The organism is Colwellia sp. F1, from assembly GCF_056238625.1.
The window spans coordinates 116,852-139,265 of the sequence record NZ_JBWDLI010000009.1; the positions used below are offsets into that span (position 1 = coordinate 116,852).

Sequence of the window (22,414 nt, forward strand, 5' to 3'; positions counted from 1 at the left end):
GAGAAAAAACAAAGCCTGTTAATATATACAGCAGTGTACTTTATAATCTAACTTTTGGAAACTGCGCTACATGCTAACTGACAAGTTAAAACAACTGATCCGTCAATCTTACAAAGCGATTGGTGAGAATTTAAGCCACTTTAATCCGCGAAAGCAGCAAACTTTTCTAATAGCCGAAATAGCAAAAACCTTAGCTGGTGAATACAGTAAAGACAGAAAGATTATTACCATAGAAGCAGGTACAGGTACAGGTAAATCACTGGCTTACAGCTTAGGCGCCATTCCCTTAGCCCTAGCACGCGACAAAAAGGTGTGTATTTCTACCGCCACCGTAGCATTACAAGAGCAGCTAGTTGATAAAGACTTACCTTTTCTAAAAAAACACGCAGGATTAAAATTTGATTTTGCATTAGCAAAAGGCAGGCAACGTTATGTCTGTCGCCAAAAACTAGCGCAGGCTGTAACAACCGACTCCCCCCAAGCTGGCTTTACTTTTGCCGAAAAACCGAACGCGTCAGACACTCGGACACTCAATGCTATGCATAAAGCCTTAACCGACGGGACTTGGCAGGGGGATATAGATTCATGGAAAATTCCGGTTGCCCCCCATATTTGGTCTCAAATACAAAGTGATAAACACAGTTGTTTAAAGACCTTAGCTGAACATCACCATTGTCCATTTCATAAAGCCCGTGAAACCATGGAGCAAGCCCATGTATTGGTGGTAAACCATAGCTTGTTGTTGGCTGATCTTGAACTTGGTGGTGGTAGAATATTGTCTGCCCCTGATGAAACTTTCTATATTATTGATGAAGCACACCATTTACCTAAAGTGACGCGCGATCATTCAAGCGCCAGTGTCACTTTACGCGGCGCCATTGACTGGTTAACTAAGCTAAGAGAAACCGGTGATAAAATGTCAAATTTGATCAAAACACAACGCGCTATTTCTCCTGCTTTAAAACTCAGTGATGATTGCCAAGATTTACTCATAGAGATGCAGAAAGTACTGACCTTTGTTGATAACAACGCGAAAACCTACTTCGTCGAAAGCCAAACTGCTGATAACAGGGCGGGGAATTTCAAGCAAAAAGATGAAAAAGTCTATCGTTTTGACAACGGTATTATTCCCAAGGCTCTGAAAAATTGGGCAGAAGATTGTAACGAACTGAGTAAAAAATCTATAGGTCATTTAAACAAATTATATAACGCGTTAGTTGAGGCTGTAAAAGACGGTGATTGTAAAATGTATCTGGCAGAGCCATTACTTGGTGAAGCAGGTTTTATGCTACAAAGGCTAGAAAATCTGCAATCGCTTTGGCAAATGTACGCAAAAACAGATAACGATAAAGCAGCGCCTATGGCAAGGTGGATCCAACTTCAAGCACCTTTGAAAGTCAGTGCCCGTCAAGACTATTTACTCTGCGCTTCGCCAATAGAAGTGGGCTTTACATTAGAAGATAAACTGTGGAGCCAATGCGAAGGCGCTGTTTTATGCTCTGCCACATTACTCGCGCTAAATTCTTTCGACCATTTTTGTTTTCAAGCAGGCTTAAAAAGTGATGACGGTAGCCAATATCAACAAGTCACCTCGCCTTTTGATTACCAAAACAATGCTCAATTAGTGATCGCAAAAATGACCAATGAGCCAAGTGCGCTGCAATTTACTGATGAGCTTATCGATAAACTCCCCAAATATTTAGCACAAGGTAGTGCTAGTTTGGTGCTCTTTTCATCTTATTGGCAAATGGAAAAAATAGCCCAAGCTTTAAGAGATAAGCATAAACTTGATATCAGTGTACAGGGTGAGCAAGCTCGCCAACAGATTATTGAAAACCATAAAAAACAATGTGATAACAATAAAACCAGTATTATCTTTGGTACGCAAAGCTTCTCTGAAGGTTTAGATTTACCAGGGAAGTATTTAAACAATTTAATTATTACTAAACTGCCTTTTTCTGTGCCAACGTCTCCCGTTGAACAAGCACAAGCAGAATATATAACGACGAAAGGCGGCAATCCATTTATGTCATTATCGGTACCTGACACATCTAAAAAATTGGTGCAAGCTTGTGGCCGTTTGTTGCGAAATGAAAAGGATGAAGGGGTGATCACCTTAATGGACAAGCGTGTAGTGACTAAACGCTATGGTAAACAGTTGCTAGATTCTTTACCCCCCTTTGCTCGCGTATTTGAATGACCCCATATCATTCACCATAAGCACATTAAATAGCATAAGTTAAATCAACTTAACCATAACAAAAAAGCTTGGCTGTTACCCTGTCCTGTCACGGTGCCATGGTAGTTAGTTTGTTGAAATAAAGCCTATGATAAAGTCTACTCTACTGTAATAACACAGTTTTTCCCTGTGTTTTTGCCTTGATACAAGGCGTTATCAGCGCGTTTAAACAACGAATCCGCGTCATCACCTTCTCTTGCTTGAGTGACGCCTAAACTGATCGTAACCTCAGTGTTAGCTTGTTGTTGTAAATACGTGTTACTTTCAACTTTATGCCTTATCTGTTCAGCAATTAAGTTGGCATTTTCAATTGGTGTATCAATTAACAAAATAATAAATTCTTCACCGCCCCAGCGTGCAAGAAAGTCAGTTTGCCTAATAGTTGATTTTAGCGTAGTTGCTATATTAATAAGAATTTTATCGCCGACATCATGTCCTTGCTGATCATTAATATTTTTAAAATTATCTACGTCGATAAAAATCATTGATAGCTTTTGCTCAGTCCGTGACTGAAGTAAAATAAGTCTTTCAAGCTGGCTATAAAAAGTTCGCCTATTGGGTAAGGCAGTTAAACTATCGTTACTTGCCAAGTTATTTAGTTTTTTATGGATCTTTCGCACATATAAAACTGTCACAATAGTAATAATAAAGGTAATAATTAAAGAAATAATGACGTTAAAATAAAACGCTTCCTTAACCGATTGAGTAAAGTTATCAACCTTGGCCTCAACAATTAAAAAAAGATCTAACTCTTCAATGTACTTCTTAGTTAATAAATAATTGTCACCAAATTGCGTATACTCAAACAGTTGCTTGTCTTTATTAGTGATCTCTGGCAGTAATTTTTTTAAATTTGGGTGCACTCTTTCAGGTGTATGTTCACTTTGCTCAGCAAGAACAATCGCGCCTGTATTATCAATAAAAAACACGTTAAAGCGGTAACGCTCTCGAAAATATTTAAACATTGTATTGATATAGGAGGTTTTAAGCCCTATACCTGTTGCCCCTATCATGCGATTCTCATCATCAACTATCTTATGATTAATAAACATAATTAGTGATTGACCCATAAACTTATTATAATCAATATTCACTTCACTTTCGTCAGGGTTATTTTTAAAATTAAAATACCAATCATTGTGTTTATTGCTCGCTGACAGGGTTTCTAATAAACCACTCGATGAATAGTAATTTTGACTCTGCTCTGAAACAAGAAAGGCAGTAAATAATTGATATTTGTTTTTAATCGTTTGTAAATATTGAGTTATTTTCCCTACGTCACTCTCTTCATGTGTAAGCCAGTCTTTCATAAAGGTATCGTTAGACATTACAGAGGCAATTAAATTAGGCTCAATGATCTGTTTTTGAATTTGTGTATAAATATTATCAACCGTCAATGGCAAAGCACTATTTTTCAACTGTTTACGAGTTGAGTCCATAGACTCAACATAATTAATAACCGTGAGACTTGCTGACAAAGTAAAAAGTAATGCTGTAATAATAAAAACAATTCGATAGTCAAAGCGCATAGTTAGGTCTTTTTATTGTTGTTAATTTTTTGATACTCTATTAACAATTGTAACAGAAACCATGAAATTAACGCTATATTCTATTTTTGTGTTATTTTTAATCGTAGACAGTACAGCCAAAGCGCCTTGCTTAGCACCTTCATTCAGAACAGTTGCGAAGTACACCAAGCGCTTTTATGTCAAGGGTAGTAATTTTAGCAATTCACTTTTACTACCAATATTTAACTTTTGATAAATACGGTAAAGGTGGTTTGAAACCGTTGAAGGCGATAGCCCTAGCTCTTTAGCGGCCTCTTTAAAGGTTAGTCCTTGCGCGAGTATTTGGACAATTTGATGCTCCCGAAGCGATAAAGTATCTAAAGGACCCTGCGGCCAAATTTCTACAATAACTAAGTCATTAAAAGTTTTTAGTTTAACTTGCAGTCCGTCTATCGCATAAGTTTTTCTGCTTAAATCTAAAGAAAAGGGTAATTTCAATACACTGTTGTTTGATTCAGTTTTGTCAGCGTAGGTTTGTTCTAGTAAATCAATAAAGCTGGTTTGCACTTGATGAAAATAACCTTGTTTATCACAAATTGCCTTATGGCTATTTGCATGTAACCTATTATTAGGGATGGCGACCGGGTTATTATTGCTACGCTCGAGTTGAAGAAATAGTGCATGTTTTGCTGCAGTAAGTAAGTGGTACAAGGCTTGTTTTTGTATGTTTTTCTCTTGTCTAGAAAATGGTTTATCGCGCTGAAAGCGATAGAGACTTAATAAGGTAAACAACCCTGTGCGTTCATCAAGATGGATTGACGATAAAACTCGTTCTATTTTGTGTGGCTTAAAACAAGTCAAGTAAATGTCAGCGCGATAAAAATCATCATCGGCCATTAAGTCACGCATATCCATTGGTGACCCTAAGTTTTCAAATAAATTATTTACTAAAGGGTTTATCGATAAGTTATCAAGTAAGCATTGTGCCAATGACTCCGGTACATTCACCAAGGTGTGATTATGAAAACGTACTGTTTGTTGGTGGCCATTACTCCAAATAGCCCCGTCAAAAGCAATTAAGTGTTGCAATTGTGCTAAAGCCCAGTCACGGTATTCAGATAAATCTATTTTACTGGTTCCTAGGTAAAGCTCACTAATAAACCGGTTTAATTGTTCTTGTTCAATAATTGAGGTCACAAATAAAGGGCCTTGTACTAATGAGTAATATTTTTCTTGCTCGGTTGATTAGGTAATTTTTACCATAGCGTTAAAAAATCGACAAGTTATGATAATGCAACGGCAACCAAAGGGATGCAAGGCATATGTCTTCTGACAATAATAAAAGCATGGATAATCTCATCGATAATAAGCACAAGATCACTTACGACACCATTATCATAGGCGCAGGCATTGCTGGCTTAACGACCGCTCTTGAACTAGCAAAAGCCAATAAAAACGTATTAATACTTGATGCTCAAGATCAAACCAAGGTAGGCGGTTTAGCCAGAAGTGCCTTTGGCGGTATGGCATTAATAGGTACACCTGAGCAACGCCGCAATGGTGTTATTGACTCACCAGAAACTGCCCTAAAAGACTGGTATTCCTTAGCAAATTTCTCGCAAGATGATGTTTACCCTAAACAATGGGCAAAACACTATGTGGAACGAAGCTATCAAGATGTTTACCAATACGTAAAAAAGCTTGGCATCACGTTTTTGCCCACCGTTAACTGGGTTGAGCGTGGTTTGTATTCAGGCGGTAATTCCCTACCGCGTTACCATATCATGTGGGGTACTTCACTAGCGCTTGTCAATAAAATACTTGATGCTATTGCTCCTTTTAAAAATAAAAATGTTCACTTTGCTTTTAATTGCAAAATAAGCAAACTCCTCAAGGTTAAAGATACCATTGTGGGTTGCCAAGATAATAATAAGCATGCGTATTTTGCACAGAGTATTGTTATCGCTTCGGGCGGTTTTACCGGTAATTTAGCCAAAGTAAAGCAACATTGGCCTAAACATTTTTCCCCTGCACCAAATAACTTATTAAATGGTACTCACCCTAGTTGCGACGGTGCACTGCATGACGAGGTTACTAAAATAGGGGGCAATGTCACTCATTTAGACAAAATGTGGAATTATGCCGCGGGCATTCCTCACCCTACTCCATCCTTTGACCAACAAGGGTTGAGTTTAATTCCTTGTAAATCGGCACTTTGGCTTAACAGCAAGGGCAACCGCATAGGTCCTGAACCACTGGTGACTGGTTTTAATACCCATGAGCTATGCCGCCGTATGAGCGAACAACAAGACGGCTACGCTTGGCAAGTCCTTAACTGGAAAATAGCCAGCAAAGAGTTTGCCATATCGGGCGCTGAATATAATCCTATGATCCGCGATAAGCGACTGTTTGCCATGTTAAAAGAAACCTTTTTTGGGAATCACAGATTGGTAAAACAGATGCAAAAAACGTCTGACCATTTCATTGTGGCTAATACAGTTAGTGAACTCACAAGCAAAATGAATGCATTAACGCAAAATAACGCGATAAAAGTAGACGTGCTACAACAAACTTTAAATGATTATGACACTATTTTGGCAAGACCTGAATCTCAGTGGAATGATGATCAAATTCGGCGAATAGAACATGCTAGAAAATGGCGAGCAGATAAATTAAGAACCTGTAAGCCTCATCCAATCCAAGAGGAGAAACATGGCCCCTTGATTGCTATAAACGTTGCGCTTATTAGCCGTAAAAGCTTAGGGGGTATTCAAACAAACCTTAATTCGCAAGTGCTTGATGCAGACTCCGACGTTATAAAGGGTTTATATGCCGTTGGTGAGGCCTCAGGTTTTGGCGGGGGTGGCGCTAATGGTGAAGGGTCATTAGAAGGCACTTTTTTAGCGGGATGTTTACTCACTGCGCAACAGGCAGCCAAACATATTAGGGTAAAGAGCAAACATTATGTAATACCATCTTAACGCAGTTAATTGGTCTAACTACATTTTATCTACCGAAAACCTACAATGAAATAATAGGAAAGCTAATGAAAAAAACAGCGGCATGGTTAACAAGGTACGCGTTAGAACAAATTGGCGTAACATACACTTTTGGTATCCCTGGTGTTCACAACACTGAACTTTATGATGAATTAAATAACTCTGCACAGATCACACCAAAGCTTGTCATGCATGAAGCGCATGGTGGTTTTATGGCTGATGCTATTAGTAGAGTCACAGATTCCATTGGTACCTTAGTGATAGTACCTGCTGCTGGGGTTACGCATGCCGCTAGTGGCATTGCTGAAGCCTATCTTGATGGTATTCCTATGCTGATTATTACCGGTGGTATTCGCAATGACTCACAGTTCGATTATCAACTGCACGAAATGGATCAGCTCAAACTCGTGGCAGGGTTTACCAAAGCAGCCTTTAAAATCAATAGCCACGATGAAGTTATCGAGACAATTTATAACGCTTATAATCTAGCTATGTCAGGTGAGCCTGGCCCAGTATTTATTGAGCTTCCTGTCAATTTACAACTAGACAAAGCAACCGTTAACACATTGCCTACTTACACAAAACCAACACCAATGCCTTTGTCAGCAAACACATCAAAACAAATTGAAAGTGCTGTACAAATGCTGGTTAGCGCTAAAAAGCCAGCTATATTTGCTGGTTGGGGAGCAGTGCATGCCAGTGATATTTTAATTGCTATCAGTGAACAAATTGGTAGCCCAGTGGCGACAACTATGCAAGGAATAAGTGCCTTTCCGGCAAACCACCCACTCCATGCCGGTTTTTGTTTTGGTCCTGCCGCCGCCCCTGCCGCGCAAAATGCTTTTGCCCAAGCGGATTGTGTACTCGCGATAGGCACGCGCTTTGGTGAAATAGCGACCGGCAGCTTTGGCGGAAAGCTACCTGACAACTTAATTCATATTGATATTAACCCAGCCGTATTTGATGCAAATTTTAATAGTGCCATTGCTATTGAAGGGGATGCTAAGCAAATTTGTCAAGTATTGTTAAGCACCTTACAGAAACAGTCGTTGGCAATAGATTATGCTGAACAAACAAACAGAATTGCCGCTGATAAAAAGTCGTATCGCCAATCATGGTATCAACATGACTCAAAAAATAAAGTAAACCCAGTGTTATATTTTGACGAACTTAGAGCGCAACTTGACGATGACGCCTATATTGTTGTCGATGATGGAAATCACACATTTTTAACTGCTGAGCTTATGCCAATTCATCAAGCTTATGGTTTCATTTCACCAACTGATTTCAATTGTATGGGCTATGCCACTCCAGCAGCTATTGCGGTAAAAATGGCAAAGCCAGAACAAGAGGTACATGCCATTGTGGGCGATGGTGCTTTTATAATGACCGCAACCGAACTTGCTACTGCTGTTAGTCAGCAGTTAGGCTTAGTGATAGCTGTGTTTAATGATGGTGAATTATCCCAAATAGCCCAAGCGCAGCAAATTCCCTATAATCGTAAAACTTGTACTGTGCTACCTCAGGTTAAGTTAAAAGGGTTAGCCATGGCAACCGGGGCAGAATATGTTCGCATTGAAAACAACAAGGAAATAAAAGCGGGAATAGGCAAGGCACGTGCTTTAGCGTTAAATAATAAGGCGGTTATTCTTGATATCAAGATTGATTACAGTAAAGCCACTGCTTTTACCGAAGGCGTGGTTAAAACCAACCTAACACGTATGCCACTACCAACTAAAGCGCGTATGGTAGGTAGAGCATTAATGCGAAAAGTAACCGGCTAAAAAATTAATATCGATGTGAGTTAGTGGATACTTAACACTTTTTTTAACGGGCCTAAGTGTGCTTCAAAATGTTTCCATTGCTCGGTAGCACTTTTGTAAATGGGTTGTCGTACCTGCTCTGAACTTGGTGTTTTAATCGTGCGTTTGGTTTTATGAAAATCAAGGCATGATTGTTCAAATGCTAAACCGCAAAACTCAAGTATTCTGCGCACTTGCTTTTCTAAATTATCTACAACGTCTTCATGGTGTACCGTTAAAATAAAGCCAGGTAGTACTTTTTGCCAATGTGCCATTATTTTTACATAGCCTTGATAGTAACGCCCTATGTCTTCTAAGTTGTAAGTAAAGTCTTGCCCTTGTGCAAATAACTGTTTAAAGCCACTAAAGCAACATGCCATCGGCGCTCGCCTAGCATCAATAATTTTTGCCTTAGGAAGAATAAGTCGGATTAAACCTATATGCAGAAAGTTGTTGGGCATTTTATCAATAAATAGTGGCGCCTGCTCACGGTAGACCCGTGTTTCGTCAATATACTGTTGCCCAAAACGTTTAAAATAATCTGCAGGAATAGTCTGTAAGTTTTTTGGGTATTGCTGGTCGCTGTTCTCTAAATGTTGATTTTTACCTCTTAACCTTGACGCTAAACCTAAAATATTATGCAGTTCCATCGTACCGTCTACTTGGCTATGTGAAGCCAAAATCTGTTCAAGTAAAGTAGAGCCTGCTCGTGGTAAGCCCACAATAAAAATAGGATCTGGCGAATGAGCACCTAATTGGCCACGTAGTTCAAATAGCTCTGCGGTGCAGTGTTTTATTTGCTCATCAATTTGTTGCTCTATTTTGTTTATATCAAAACCATTATGGGCATGCTGTAAGTCATTTCCTTGCTGGTAAGCTGCAAAGGCTTTGCTGTAATCTTTTCTGTCTTCAAAGGCTTTACCTAAAGCAAAGTGTAGCTGTACTTTATCAACGAGAGCGAGGTCTTTTTTGTGTTGCTGGTTCTGCATGTTGCCTATTTCGTGATCACTAAACTGATACGTTTTGGTGTTCGCTAAGCTCCAGTATGCATCACCATAACTTGGCATTATTTGATAGGCTTTTTGGTAGGCTGCTATGGCTTTTTCTATCTCACCTTTTGCTTTCAACGCATGCCCTCGCTGCAAATGAACCCCTGCAATATTATTATCTTCCAAGATAACCTGATCATACCATTTAATTGCTTGGTCAATTTCACCTAACCCCGTTAATACATTGGCCTTTGCTACTTTAAAACTGCGGTTATGAGGTTGTGTTGTAAGCAAAATAGCCACTTGCTGCTCTGCCAGCTTATACTTACCCAAACGCATCAGTAAATTGAGGTATTGTGAGCGGGCTCTGACATGCTCAGGCGCTAAAACCAAGGCACTTTCCAAAAGAAACTCAGCATCGTTATAGACGTTAAGTTCAATGCCAATTTCAGCAAGTAAACACATTCCCTCGATATTGCGCTTATTATTCTGTAAGAAATGTCGACAAATTTGCTCTGCTTTTAATAATTTTCCTTCATGCATATATTCAGTGACTGCTAGCAAAGCTGGCGGCAGTTTTTTTAATTTTTCTAGTTGGTTAGCTGCTTTTTGCACATTGTTTTGTTCACCTAAACCCCGATACAGTTCAATGAGCTCTTGCCAAGATGCGACCAAGCTTGGGTTAAGGTCAACTGCACACTCAAAAGAAGCTTTAGCCTGCACACGTTCTCCTAAAGCAAGATAAATAAAACCTTGTTCTTGGTTTGCCCTGCTATGCGCGCTATCAATATTAAGTAATGTTTGAATACTCTGTAGCGCCAATGCAGTTTTTTTTGCGTAGCGCTGTGCTACTGCAAGTAAATACCACAACTGAACTTGTGCTTGTTTATCTGGCGTTTGCTTAAGTAATTGTGAGCTTTGATGAATCGCATCATTAAATTTTGCTGTTCGAATTAATTGTTGAATAGTTTTTAATTGTCTTTCAAATAAAATAGGGGCTGTGGAATTCAACGGGTTAACTCCGAAATATGCCTAAATGGCAAAAAACTAAAAGGATACTGTATCAATAAAAAGCCGTTTGATACTACTAACAAACGGCACTTTTATTTTATATTATACGGTAATTTACTATTACTTAGTAAAAGTCATACGAAAATCTAAAACCAATGGTGCGCGGCCTATTACTAACAACTTTTGGTGTAAACTGCTGAGTGTCTATATATAAAACCGCACTTTCATCTGTTAAATTATCGATAAACAATTCAGCTTTCCATTCGTCGTTTGTGACCCCAAAACTGATATTTGCCAAAACATAGCTATCTTGCACATAGCGCCCCCCTTCAAAAACTTGACCATTACTGTCAAGGTAATTAACTCCTGAATATACCTCAGCTTCTTTTTGAATACTTAAACCTGTACCTGTACCGTAAATTAAGTGCGTGGCATCTTCATTTACGTAAGCATCCATACTCATACCAGTAAGCCTGTCACCGGTATAACTGATTGAACCATTAATATAACCGGTCATATCTTTTGCGATTGGGTAAAAATATTGCGCTTGTAAATTAGCTGAAAAATCAGCTGAGTAAGGTAATTTACTCCCCACTGAAGGTGCTATACCGGCCAGTTCATCATTAATTGAGGTTAGCTCAGTATCAATAAAACTAAATGCCCCACTAATCATTAAATTTTCAGTAGCAGCCCAACTAAAATCACCATCAATCCCTTTAATTTCAGCGTCACCTACATTGTCTGTAAATACTAAGAAGCTGATATTGGTTGGATCAAAACGTGAAGTTTGTAAGTCTGAAATTTTTGAATAATACGCAGTAGCGTTAAAGCGTAAGGTTTGATCTAGTAAGGTAGATTTAAAGCCTAATTCAATATTATCTAGGCTATCGGTAGTGGAATAGACAGGAATACGAAAACCGTCAAATGCACCTTCTTGATTTGTCGCTAACCCACCGCCAACACGGTTGGTAACTGGCGGCCTAAAACCCTCAGAGTACGAAGCAAACACCATGACTCCGTCAGCTACTTTCCAATCAATTGATGCTTTAATAATGGTATCATTTACGGTTAATGCACCATTATCGTCAAGTAAGTTAGTTTTTAATTGCCCATTAGCAATTGCCGTTTGTATTGAAGCAGCCTCATCTTCACCAAAAAACTCAGTTAACGCGGCTTCACTCCCATTACCAAACGCTTGTAATCTTCCACTAACATCAACCGTTGACGTAGAGCCTTTATAAGCGTCTTCAATTTCATACCAACGGGCGCCAAAACTGGCACTAACAGTGTCTGTAAATGCATATTCTAATTGACCAAAAAATGCTATTTGGTCTATCGTGTGCGTAATGTCATTCACAAAGCTTACTTCAGGCGGGAATGGCCCACCATCGCTATTAATTCCGTCACTCCCTTTGAGCGTAGTGGTTAAATTATCAAACTTTTCAATATTGGCAATATTAAATTCGCCCACCGTTGATAAGTCTTGCGAGTCGTAAAAGACACCCGCGGTAACACGCCAACGGTTAGCAGCAGAAGTGCTGGCGCGAAGCTCATGGGTGATGCGCGAGGTACTGGTTTGTTCTTTATAGTATTTTGTGGGATCAAGGCATTCTTGTTCTGATTCTGGGAGCCCTGAATAGTTACAAACATAATAAGCAGCAAAAGCACCGCCATTAGTGTAACCGGTGTAGTCAATTGTTGAGTTAATGTCTCTGTCTAAATAACCACCGGTATATACAATATCAAGGTGCTCAAGGCGTCCTTCTAGTGTCCAGGTTGTTAAGCCAAAATCATCATTGTTATTTTCGGGGACGAAGCGGTTAGTCGATGTTTCACCTTCAAGGTTTGGGTCGTAAGCAAAAACCCCTTCGGTATCGAGCGATTGCTGAGTATGCTGAACTAACAACTCCCATTCGTTGTTAATTAAATAAGATAAACCAAAACGTGCTCCTGCATAATTTGCTGTATTAAAATTATCTTCAACTAATTCCGCATTTTTTGGGATAATAATAGGCGTATTTTCTGGGTTAGCTAAAGGACTTCCTGACACCCTGTCAATAACAACAGCACTGCCAGTATAACCTCCTTCACCTGGTACATTAAGGATATTGTCTATCCAGCCACCTTGATGATCGTTATAAGTCGCCACTCGAACAGCAAGAGAGTCTGTTAATGACATATTAAAGTAGGCTTCAACTGAGTTGCTTAAGTCTCCACCAGACGTTGAACTGGTGCTGGTGTCAAAACCCGCAGCAAAGCCATCGTGGCTAGGTTTATTTGTAATTAAACGCACAGTACCTGATTGCGAGCTAGCCCCATAAAGCGTGCCTTGCGGCCCTGGTAACACCTCTATACGTTGAACATCAGTTGCGTACACGTCTAAATTGCGCCCCTGCATTGACACAGGTTGTTCATCTAAATAAAAAGCGACAGAAGGTTGTAGAGCTTGTACTGAAGACACTGAAATATTGGTTTGTGTGGTTGCAGCACCACGAATATATATTTCATTTTGCCCGGGACCTGTTCCTTGAAACACCACATTAGGCAAAAATTCAACATATTGATCAAAATTAGCAACACCAAGTTTCTCTAAACTATCCCCAGTTAATGCGGTAACTGTGACTGGAACATCTTAAATTGATTCAGCTCGTTTGGTGGCAGTCACTTCAATGACTTCTATTTTTGCTTTCGTTTTTTTTGCTACTTCTTCAGCATAGACTGAGCTTGATACAGTAATTGCTGCTAATACAGCGCAATGTAACTTAGTAAACTTCATATATGTTATCCCTTATTATTTTTGCTGTTATTTGTGTTCATATTTAGTAAATTAATATCATTAGAGCTCTAACTATTTTTCATTACGTTAACAGCTTAGCAACATATTTATTTATTTACAAAGCAACTATCACTGTATATCTACCTGTTACGACTTATATATATGCTATTATATACTTTATCACTACGGTATATGTTGTTTGTAGATAGTATCAATACAAATCAAATCTAGGAGAGAAGCTTGTTTTTACCAGCTAAAAATAATTTAAATAAAACGGTATTCGTTGGCGCTTCATCTATTATTATTGCGCTGTTACTTTATACAGCCGTAATGCCAAAACAAGCACAGGCATTATTTACGCTTGTTCAAACAAGCATTATCGATAACGGCAGTTGGTTTTATGTGCTAACCGTGGCCTTTATTTTCTTTTTTGTTATTTTCCTGGGCTTTTCCCGCTATGGTCATATTCGCTTAGGGCCAGATCACGCCACACCTGACTACTCAGTTGCCACTTGGCTTTCGATGCTTTTTGCTGCTGGTATGGGTATTGGTTTAATGTTTTTTGGTGTTGCAGAGCCACTAATGCATTATTTGTCGCCACCAACAGCCGAAACAGGCACAGTAGAGGCAGTGAGAGAGGCAATGAAAATGACTTTTTTTCATTGGGGGCTTCATGCTTGGGCAATTTATGCCATTGTCGCTTTAGTATTAGCGTATTTTAGTTACCGCCACCACTTACCCTTAACGTTACGTTCTGCCTTATACCCTTTAATTGGTGAGAGAATTTACCAATGGCCTGGCCATTTAGTTGACATCTTTGCTGTGGTGAGTACGGTTTTTGGGGTTGCCACCTCTTTAGGTTTAGGCTCTTCACAAGTAAATTCTGGGTTTAATTATTTATTTGGTCTTGATATTTCAATCGCTAATCAAATCATTATTATGTGCGGTATAACTGGCTTTGCGGTGATATCGGTGGCAACAGGATTAGACAAGGGCATTAAAATACTTTCACAAACAAATATGATTTTAGCGGTTTGCTTATTATTATTAATTTTTATATTGGGACCAACGGTATTTTTATTGCAAGCATACTTACAAAACGTCGGGGATTATTTAACCGACATAGTGCATAACACCTTTAATTTATTTGCCTATAAAAAAACCAATTGGATAGGCGGTTGGACAATATTTTACTGGGGTTGGTGGCTTGCTTGGGCACCTTTTGTGGGGTTGTTTATTGCCAGAATATCACGCGGGCGCACCATTAAAGAATTTATTTTAGGTGTGATGTTAATACCTACCGTGTTTACCCTACTATGGATGACTATTTTTGGTAATAGCGCCATAGATTTAGTTTATAATCAGGGAGTTATTGCTTTAGGTGATATGGTCAGTAAAGATTCATCGGTCGCCTTGTTTGTTTTTCTTGAAAACTTTCCATTAGCCACGGTACTTTCATTTATCAGCGTATTGATGATTGTGGTGTTTTTTGTCACTTCATGTGATTCTGGCGCTATGGTTGTCGATATGCTTTGTTCACACGGCAGTAATAACACCCCTTTGTGGCAGCGTCTCTATTGGGCTTTAGGTATTGGAGTAGTGGCTGCTATATTACTATTAGTAGGTGGCCTTAATGCGTTGCAAACCATGACCATTGCGAGCGCTTTACCCTTTGCTATTGTGTTGTTGTTAGCAATTATTGGGTTAATTAAAGCATTAAGAGTAGAAGCAATTAAACAAGAATGCCAACTGATCACGGCCATACCTCATTCTAATAGTGGTAATGATGATAATTGGCAAATTCGACTAAAAAACATTGTCGACTTTCCAAGTAAAGCCAATGTTAATAAGTTTATTAATCAGGTCGTTGCGCCAGCATTTGACTTAGTTGCTAAAGAATTAAAAGACAGCCAAATTAATGTAGAGGTGTCCCTAAATGGTGGCTTAACTTTAGTTGTTGACCATGGCGAAGAGCAAAAATTTATTTATCGTGTACTCGCACGTAAACATTCACAACCCGACTTTGTGACTGAAGCTGATAATGAGACTAACGTTGAAGACAATGAGCTCGATTATTATCGCGCAGAAGTACACCTTGGTGAAGGCGGGCAAGACTATAATATTATGGGCTGGTCAAAAACGGCTGTCATTAATAACATTATTGATCAGTACCAAAAACACCTACACTTTTTACATTTAATGCGTTAATTTTCTGGTTCGCTAGTTTTGCTAGCAATACTGGCATTCATTGGATTAAGCTCTAATAAAGGTGCGGCGTCAATTTCATTGGCGTCCATCATTTCGGCAATACGCTCCATTGACGACAACAGTTGAGACTGCTCCCACTGCGCTAAATTATCAAAATTTTCAATAAAGTGCGCTTGCAACGCGTGAGGGGCATTCTGCAATAGCGCTTTACCTTCCTGAGTTAAAAACAAACCAACTTTGCGCTTGTCTTGTGTATCTCGCACTCTTAAAACTAGGGCTTTAGCTTCTAACCTATCAAGAATATTAGTCACCGTTGCGGCACTTAAATTTACATTTTTCGCTACTTGGCTTGAATTTATCCCCGCGTCTTTATCGACTTCAAGCATAATTAATAATTGTGGACTGGTTATACCAGAAGTTTTGCTTAACTGTTTTGAATGTAAGTCTATTGCTCTGATCACCTTTCTTAAGGCGATTAATAATACTTGATGCTTTTCCATAACACGCTACTTTGTATTGTAAATTTAGTCAGTTTAATCAAATTTAAAAGTAGTGACTAGGGAAATAATCACTTTAACGATATTGATACAATACTATGTTTAGCGCTAGCAGCTCTGGTCAATAATGAATACCATTCATTGCGATAACTCAGGTATAATTTAAATAAGTCATTATTTTATATAAAGAGAAAGCTGTGCTACACCTTTTACTCATTAACAAACCGATCCAATCTTTTGTCTCCATTTTAGCCTGTGTCATGTTAATTTCTTGTGGCGGTGGCAGTGCGTATGATAGTCCTGTTGATAACCCCATTGATAAAAACATTGAAGTACCTGCTAGCGAAGCAACCGTATTGTCTGAAGTTACATTAACGGCAGATGGTGATAATACGGGAACCAATACATACGATATTATTCAAAATGTCTTAGCGGTAGGTTCAATAGAATCACCCGATTTATATCCTGGCAATCACCAAAATGGTGGACAACATATTATTCAAGGCACGGATAAAGACGTTGGCCACTACTTTATTTTTTTATCGCACCGCGACCTCGATGGTGACAGGGATAAAGACTATATTGACCGCCAACGAAATGAAATTAAGGCTTATGATAAATCAGTAAATGCTCTAAAAGCATTTGAAAACGAAACGCTGCAATATACTTGGAAATTTAAGCTGTTCTCAGGCATGACTTTATCAAGTAAGTTTTCCCATTTCTTTCAACTCAAAGCGGTTAATAAGAGCGATGCATACACTAATGGTAATGACGCTCAACCCATAATCACACTCTCTGGGGCAAAAAAATCAACCACTGGAAACACCTTGCAAATTCGCCACAATACAGGCCATGATCTCGAGGGTAACGCAACCGTAACCGACTATATTTTTCAGGATGCGAATGCTTGGGATGATATAACCGATGAGTGGGTAGACGTTTTTGTCGAAACCACCTTTGCAGAGCAAGGGACTTTTAGGCTGGTCATGACACGTTTACGCGATAATAAAGTGATCATTAACATTAATAAAGTAAACATTGATATGTGGCGCGGTAATGAGACGAATGACTTTGTTCGACCTAAATGGGGTATTTATCGCTCTATTATTGAAACCGACAGTTTACGCGCTGAAGAAGAAAAAGTTTACTTTACTGACTTTTCAATAAAGAAAGTACTGTATTAAACCTCACTAAACAGCTAAAAAACCTTTTTACTCAGTAACGTTTAAATAGTTTTTTTGTTAGACTGATTAAAATCAATTACGATAGCTACCGTTTTACATGACACTCACCAATAAACTATTTTCACTACTGGGTTTTGCTGAACCTACTCCTTTAAAGCGTTCAAGTAATTCGGTATTGCCTAGCACGATATATTGTTTAAGCTTAAGCAAGCAAATCAATAAGTATATTAACTCGGCAACAACGCAATTACCCGGCAAAGTGATCAATTCACTTAACAATATAAGCTCTCCTACGATACAAGCGTTAGTTATTGATGCCACCAACTATGATGGTGAAACTAGCTACCACACTTTATTTTCAACCGTACAAAATTCACTTCAATGCCTAACCACCAATGCACGAATTGTGATTATAACTAGTGCTAGCACAGCACAACATAACGAAGCGCAAAATGCTTTTAGTCAAGCGGTTATTGGTTTTAGCAAGAGCGTAGCAAAGGAAGTGGGTAGAAAAGGCAGTACCGCCAATGTGATTTTAATTGACGAGCAAACGGACAATACCGCTAATGCCTTAATTGAGCCGCTTTATTTTTTTCTTTCGACAGACTCCGCTTTTGTCAGTGGCCAAGCGCTTGTTATTGACAGTCAGAGTCAGCAACCCGAGCACCAAGTTGGCATAGCAACAAGAAATAAAGTCGCTATCGTAACAGGAGCCGCTCAAGGTATTGGCGCTGCTATCGCGCACAGGTTAAGCCATGACGGCTACCAAGTGATTGGTATTGATATTGCGGCAATGAAAACACAACTGACTCATACAATGAACACGTTACAGGGTGAGGCTTTCATTTTAGATATAGCTGAAAACACTGCTGGTGAACAGTTAGCGGCATTAGCTCAAAAACATAATGGTTTTGATTTAATCGTACATAATGCAGGGATTACCCGAGATAAAACCCTAGCAAAAATGCCCGAACATTTTTGGCAACAAACGCTCAATATCAACTTACTCTCGGTAATGCGCATAAACAAAATACTGTTAAAAGAACAGTGTATTAACAAGCACGCAAGTATTGTTTGCTTATCTTCAATGAATGGTATTGCTGGGCAAGGTGGTCAAACTAACTACGCTTGCTCTAAAGCTGGCATTATAGGTTATGTTAGCAGCATTAGTGCCAAACTCGCATTAGATAACATTACTATTAACGCCGTAGCTCCTGGGTTTATCGAAACACAAATGACTAGACAAATACCTTTTTTTACCAGGGAAATGGGGCGACGAATGAACGCTTTAGGTCAAGGAGGTTTACCTATTGATGTTGCCGCAGCGGTGGCTTTTTTAGGCCAACAATCAACTTTTGCTATTACAGGCCAAACACTACGTGTTTGCGGGTTAAACCTTATTGGCGCTTAGTCAATATCTTTTAAAAGTTATATTTTTAAAAGTATATTAATGCGCGTGGTATGTCATCTTGCGGGTTCATTTTAAAATACTGTTATTGCCCCCCTCCTCACCTAAAAATGTAACTTTATGTCATTGGCTGTCATCAAGTGTAATCACATGTGATTTCATGTAGTTATATGTAATTTTACGCCTAAATTAGGTGATTTTCATATGCAAAGGCTTCCACCGCCGCGTATAGTTATTTTTTTGTATCACCTTACATCTCTCCTTATGTTTTAAATATTAGTATTTTAACTAAGGGATTTACTCACCCTAAATTTGCCACGTAAACAGTGGTAGTTTACAAAAGGACAACCAATGAACATTCGTAATTTTTTTCAGGCACAGTACAAAAAGCATATCGCTTTATGGTGTGCGTTGTTTTTCTCATTCGCCTTATTTGGCTGTGGTAGTGACTCTGAACAAAGTACAGGCTACGTTCAGCTGTACAACTTATCTTCAAACTCTCCTGGCATACACCTCACGATTGACCAGCTTGATAATGCCGATTACAACGAGCAAACATATTCACCCGTTACTTTTACAAACATCAGCCAGCGTTTTTCATTTGATCCTGGTAGCTATGATCTTGCACTCGCATGGCAAAATGGCAGCAACAGTAGCTATAACTTAGAAACAATTCACCAAGATAAATTACACGTTAACAGTGATACTGTGAAGTTTATTGTTATGACTGAAAGTATTAAAAACCCACACGTTTTGGTTTATGACTTACCTGTTAGAGCCGAAGACGAGCAAAAAAAAGATAATAATAATAACGAATTTAATATTAAAGTGCTTAATATGCATAATGCTTCTTCTGGCGTAGACCTTTACTATTCTGAAGCAGAGCAAACGTTTAACGAGGCGATACTATTAAATAGCACCGCTTATACTGAGCTATCTGCCAATCAGAAATTAGCGCAAGACTCTTATATTTTTTATATTACCTCTGCAGGTAGTGATGAAGTATTATATACCTCACAAAGCATACCTTTTCCTTATGCCTCAGAATATATTATTGCTATCCGTGAAAATACTGGGGTGGGCTCTTCACCGTTTATTATCGATGTTACTACCTCTTCGACAAGCAAGGAGTATGCAGATGCTAGCTCAGAAGCGAGTTATCGCGTATATAATGGTATTGTAGAACATGAGTTACTCCCTCATTATAAAAGTCATATTGACTTACACCTAAATGGTATCGACGATTCAGCGGAAGTTTCAGCACTGGGCTTTCGTGAGTTTAGCCCTTCAACTATTATTAATTCTGGTGATTATAATATGAGTTTGCTTGCCTCTGAACTGCAAAGCCCGATGATCAGCAACCATTTATTAGTACTAGATAAAAACACCAATAAAACTATATTTTTCTACTTATTAGAGCAAGCGGTAGATAAAGACAATGATGGCAATGTCGATGAAGATGGTGATGGACAAATAGACGAACTAAGCATAAAAATTAACTCTCTTATTGTGCCTAACAGCACTATTAAAAATATTTATAATCATCAAATGACCGTTATTAATTTAATAGATCAAAACGAGTTGGTTGATAACTTTTCCACGATCAAAGTTTACTTTGTTCGTAGTGATGAAATAATTGAAACGGCTGCAAAAAGTGTTAACGCTACTTTTGCGCAACCTGCTTCTGTTCAATTACTAAACAATACTTATACCGTTTATGTCATTGGCACACTGGATTCTAGCAAAATAATTCTTACCTCGACTGTGCTCACTGTTAATGAAGATACTAAGAATCAATTTATTATGTTAGAAAAAGATGCAAATACTGCAACTGGCTACAAAATGACCTTTGCTGACCAAAACGAGGGTTAGTTACAATACAAAACCAGCTAATGCTCACTCTACATTGTCGGTGAGCATTAGACTCAAGCTGAAAGAGGTTTTAACAGCTAACTGCCAAAATTAACTTGAAAGGGGTGATATTTCTAATGCCATTTAACCTCTTTGTTTTTATTCACTCCCCCCCTCTGCCTATTGTTTACTCTTTTTTGTAAAGTTAAGTAAATAAAGCCAAAAACGACAGCTCCAGATGAACTAACTCACAGCCTCATACTCTATTTTCTGGCAATAAATGCAACTTACGTATCTTAACGTTCTTATTTATAAATTTACATGGTGATAGAGATATCAAGGCGTTTTATCACCCTAAATTTGATGTTTTGATCCGCTTATATTTACTTACTAAAGGAAAGCCGATGATAAAAAATACTCGTTTTACTGCTCATTATAAGAAACATATAACACTGTGCTGTGTTTTACTTTTTTCAATCACATTGTTTAGCTGTGGTAGTAGCTCAGACTCATCAACTGGCTACGTTCAACTCTACAACTTATCTTCAAACTCACCAGGGATACATTTAACAATAGACCAATATGATAATGATGATTACAGCGAACAAACTTACTCTTCTATTGCCTTTACACAAATTAGTAGTCGCTTTGCATACGACCCTGATAACTATGATATTGAGCTAGCTTGGCAGAGCGAGTATAACAACCAATATGATTTAGAAACTATTTATGAAAACAGCTTACAAGTAACGAGTGAGGTAGTTAAGTTTATTGTTATTTCAGAAGATATTAAGGAACCACAAGTATTAACTTACGACCTTCCCGTTAGAACTGAAGACCAATTAACTGATGATAGCAATGACGAGATATTTAATATGAAAGTGTTAAATATGCATAATGAGTCGGCGGGATTAGATTTTTATTACTCTGAGTCTGATGAAACATTTATTGAAGCACAATTACTAAATAGCACTACCTACACTGAACTTTCTGCTAATCAAAAAATAGCCCAAGACGAGTATATTTTTTATATTACTTTAGCAGGAAGTAACGAAGTACTTTTTACTTCTGAAGAAATTTCTTTTCCTTATGCTTCTGAATACATTTTTGTTATTCGTGAAAATACTGGCGTTGGCTCTTCCCCCTATATTATGGATATCACTTCAACATCAACTAGCCAAACATATTCAGATGCAAATTCTGAGGCAAGTTATCGTGTATACAATGGTATTGTACAAAACGAGTTACTCCCTAATTATCACGGAAGTATTGATTTTCACCTAGACGATATTGATGAATCACCTGAAGCTTCGGCACTTGCTTATGGTGAGTTTAGCGCTTTATCTGTGATTGATTCCGGTGACTACCGCCTGAATGTACTTGATGAACAAGACCAAAGTACGCTGATTAGCAACCATTTATTAACATTAAATGAAAATATTAATAAAACTATATTTTTCTACCTGCTAGAAGAGGCTGTTGATGAAGATGGTGATGGAGACATAGATGAAAATGGTGATGGTTATATTGATGAATTAGAAGTAACGCTAAACTCTATTGTCGTGACCAATAGCAACTCTGATAATATTTATAGCCATGCAATTACTGTTATTAATTTAATTGATCAAGATGAAATAGTGGATAACTATGCTAGCATTAAAGTCTTTTTTGTTAGAAATGATGAAATAATAGAAACTGCAGATCAAAGCTTAACCGCTGCCTTTGCCACACCAAATACTATTCAATTACTCAATAACACATACGATGTTTATGTTATCGGCAGCATTGGAAGTAGTAATATTGTTCTCGCCTCGAGCGAATTAACATTAAACGAAGAGAGTAAAAACCAGTTCATGCTTTTAGAAAAAAACACAATGTCTACGACTGGTTATCAAATGAGTTTTTCTAACCAAAACGATTAATCAACACACTTGGGTTAAAG

12 protein-coding genes and 1 pseudogene are annotated in these 22,414 nt (G+C 38.3%); 8 read left to right on the forward strand and 5 right to left on the reverse strand.

Features of this window, described 5'->3' with window-relative positions:
* Positions 1-70 precede the first annotated feature (70 nt).
* Entirely contained in the window at positions 71-2,200 is a 2,130-nt protein-coding gene (gene dinG / locus AC0UA9_RS10365; protein WP_475659784.1) for an ATP-dependent DNA helicase DinG, read from the forward strand.
* A 137-nt stretch (positions 2,201-2,337) separates the two neighbouring features.
* Here dinG and AC0UA9_RS10370 read toward each other — a convergent pair whose 3' ends face one another.
* Together AC0UA9_RS10370 and AC0UA9_RS10375 are read right to left on the reverse strand one after the other, a co-directional pair.
* Entirely contained in the window at positions 2,338-3,768 is a 1,431-nt protein-coding gene (locus AC0UA9_RS10370; protein ID WP_475659785.1) for a sensor domain-containing diguanylate cyclase, read from the reverse strand.
* 174 nt (positions 3,769-3,942) lie between these two features.
* On the reverse strand, positions 3,943-4,944 hold the full coding sequence (locus AC0UA9_RS10375; protein WP_475659787.1) for a helix-turn-helix domain-containing protein: 1,002 nt from the start codon (positions 4,942-4,944) through the stop codon (positions 3,943-3,945).
* Between the two features lie 125 nt (positions 4,945-5,069).
* On the opposite strand from AC0UA9_RS10375, the gene AC0UA9_RS10380 reads away from it, so the two are divergent.
* Together AC0UA9_RS10380 and AC0UA9_RS10385 are read left to right on the forward strand one after the other, a co-directional pair.
* Positions 5,070-6,728 carry an FAD-dependent oxidoreductase gene (locus AC0UA9_RS10380; RefSeq protein ID WP_475659788.1) on the forward strand — a complete coding sequence of 553 codons (1,659 nt, stop codon included), beginning with the start codon at positions 5,070-5,072 and terminating at the stop codon, positions 6,726-6,728.
* A 65-nt stretch (positions 6,729-6,793) separates the two neighbouring features.
* Positions 6,794-8,530, forward strand: a complete 1,737-nt coding sequence (locus AC0UA9_RS10385) for a thiamine pyrophosphate-binding protein (RefSeq protein ID WP_475659789.1) — start codon at positions 6,794-6,796, stop codon at positions 8,528-8,530.
* 20 nt (positions 8,531-8,550) lie between these two features.
* On the opposite strand, the gene AC0UA9_RS10390 is transcribed toward AC0UA9_RS10385, so the two are convergent.
* Positions 8,551-10,548: a tetratricopeptide repeat-containing sulfotransferase family protein gene (locus AC0UA9_RS10390; protein ID WP_475659791.1), complete on the reverse strand. Its 1,998-nt coding sequence runs from the start codon at positions 10,546-10,548 to the stop codon at positions 8,551-8,553.
* 124 nt (positions 10,549-10,672) lie between these two features.
* Positions 10,673-13,324: pseudogene (locus AC0UA9_RS10395) on the reverse strand (TonB-dependent receptor).
* A gap of 240 nt (positions 13,325-13,564) precedes the next feature.
* Here AC0UA9_RS10395 and AC0UA9_RS10400 point away from each other — a divergent pair.
* Positions 13,565-15,532 (forward strand): BCCT family transporter, encoded by a 1,968-nt coding sequence (locus AC0UA9_RS10400; RefSeq protein WP_475659792.1) that lies wholly within the window; start codon positions 13,565-13,567, stop codon positions 15,530-15,532.
* On the opposite strand, the gene AC0UA9_RS10405 is transcribed toward AC0UA9_RS10400, so the two are convergent.
* Positions 15,529-16,032 carry a MarR family winged helix-turn-helix transcriptional regulator gene (locus tag AC0UA9_RS10405; protein ID WP_475659793.1) on the reverse strand — a complete coding sequence of 168 codons (504 nt, stop codon included), beginning with the start codon at positions 16,030-16,032 and terminating at the stop codon, positions 15,529-15,531. The two genes, AC0UA9_RS10400 and AC0UA9_RS10405, sit on opposite strands and share 4 nt — an antisense overlap.
* A 194-nt stretch (positions 16,033-16,226) precedes the next feature.
* Here AC0UA9_RS10405 and AC0UA9_RS10410 point away from each other — a divergent pair, with 194 nt between their 5' ends.
* From AC0UA9_RS10410 to AC0UA9_RS10425, 4 genes are all read left to right on the forward strand, one after another.
* Positions 16,227-17,213, forward strand: coding sequence for a heparin lyase I family protein (locus AC0UA9_RS10410; protein ID WP_475659794.1), 987 nt, complete (start codon positions 16,227-16,229; stop codon positions 17,211-17,213).
* Positions 17,214-17,310: 97 nt separating this feature from the next.
* Complete coding sequence (locus AC0UA9_RS10415; RefSeq protein ID WP_475659795.1) at positions 17,311-18,624, forward strand: 3-oxoacyl-ACP reductase; 1,314 nt, start codon at positions 17,311-17,313, stop codon at positions 18,622-18,624.
* A 348-nt stretch (positions 18,625-18,972) separates the two neighbouring features.
* Positions 18,973-20,493, forward strand: coding sequence for a hypothetical protein (locus AC0UA9_RS10420; RefSeq protein ID WP_475659797.1), 1,521 nt, complete (start codon positions 18,973-18,975; stop codon positions 20,491-20,493).
* A 383-nt stretch (positions 20,494-20,876) separates the two neighbouring features.
* Positions 20,877-22,394 carry a hypothetical protein gene (locus tag AC0UA9_RS10425; protein WP_475659798.1) on the forward strand — a complete coding sequence of 506 codons (1,518 nt, stop codon included), beginning with the start codon at positions 20,877-20,879 and terminating at the stop codon, positions 22,392-22,394.
* Positions 22,395-22,414 lie beyond the last annotated feature (20 nt).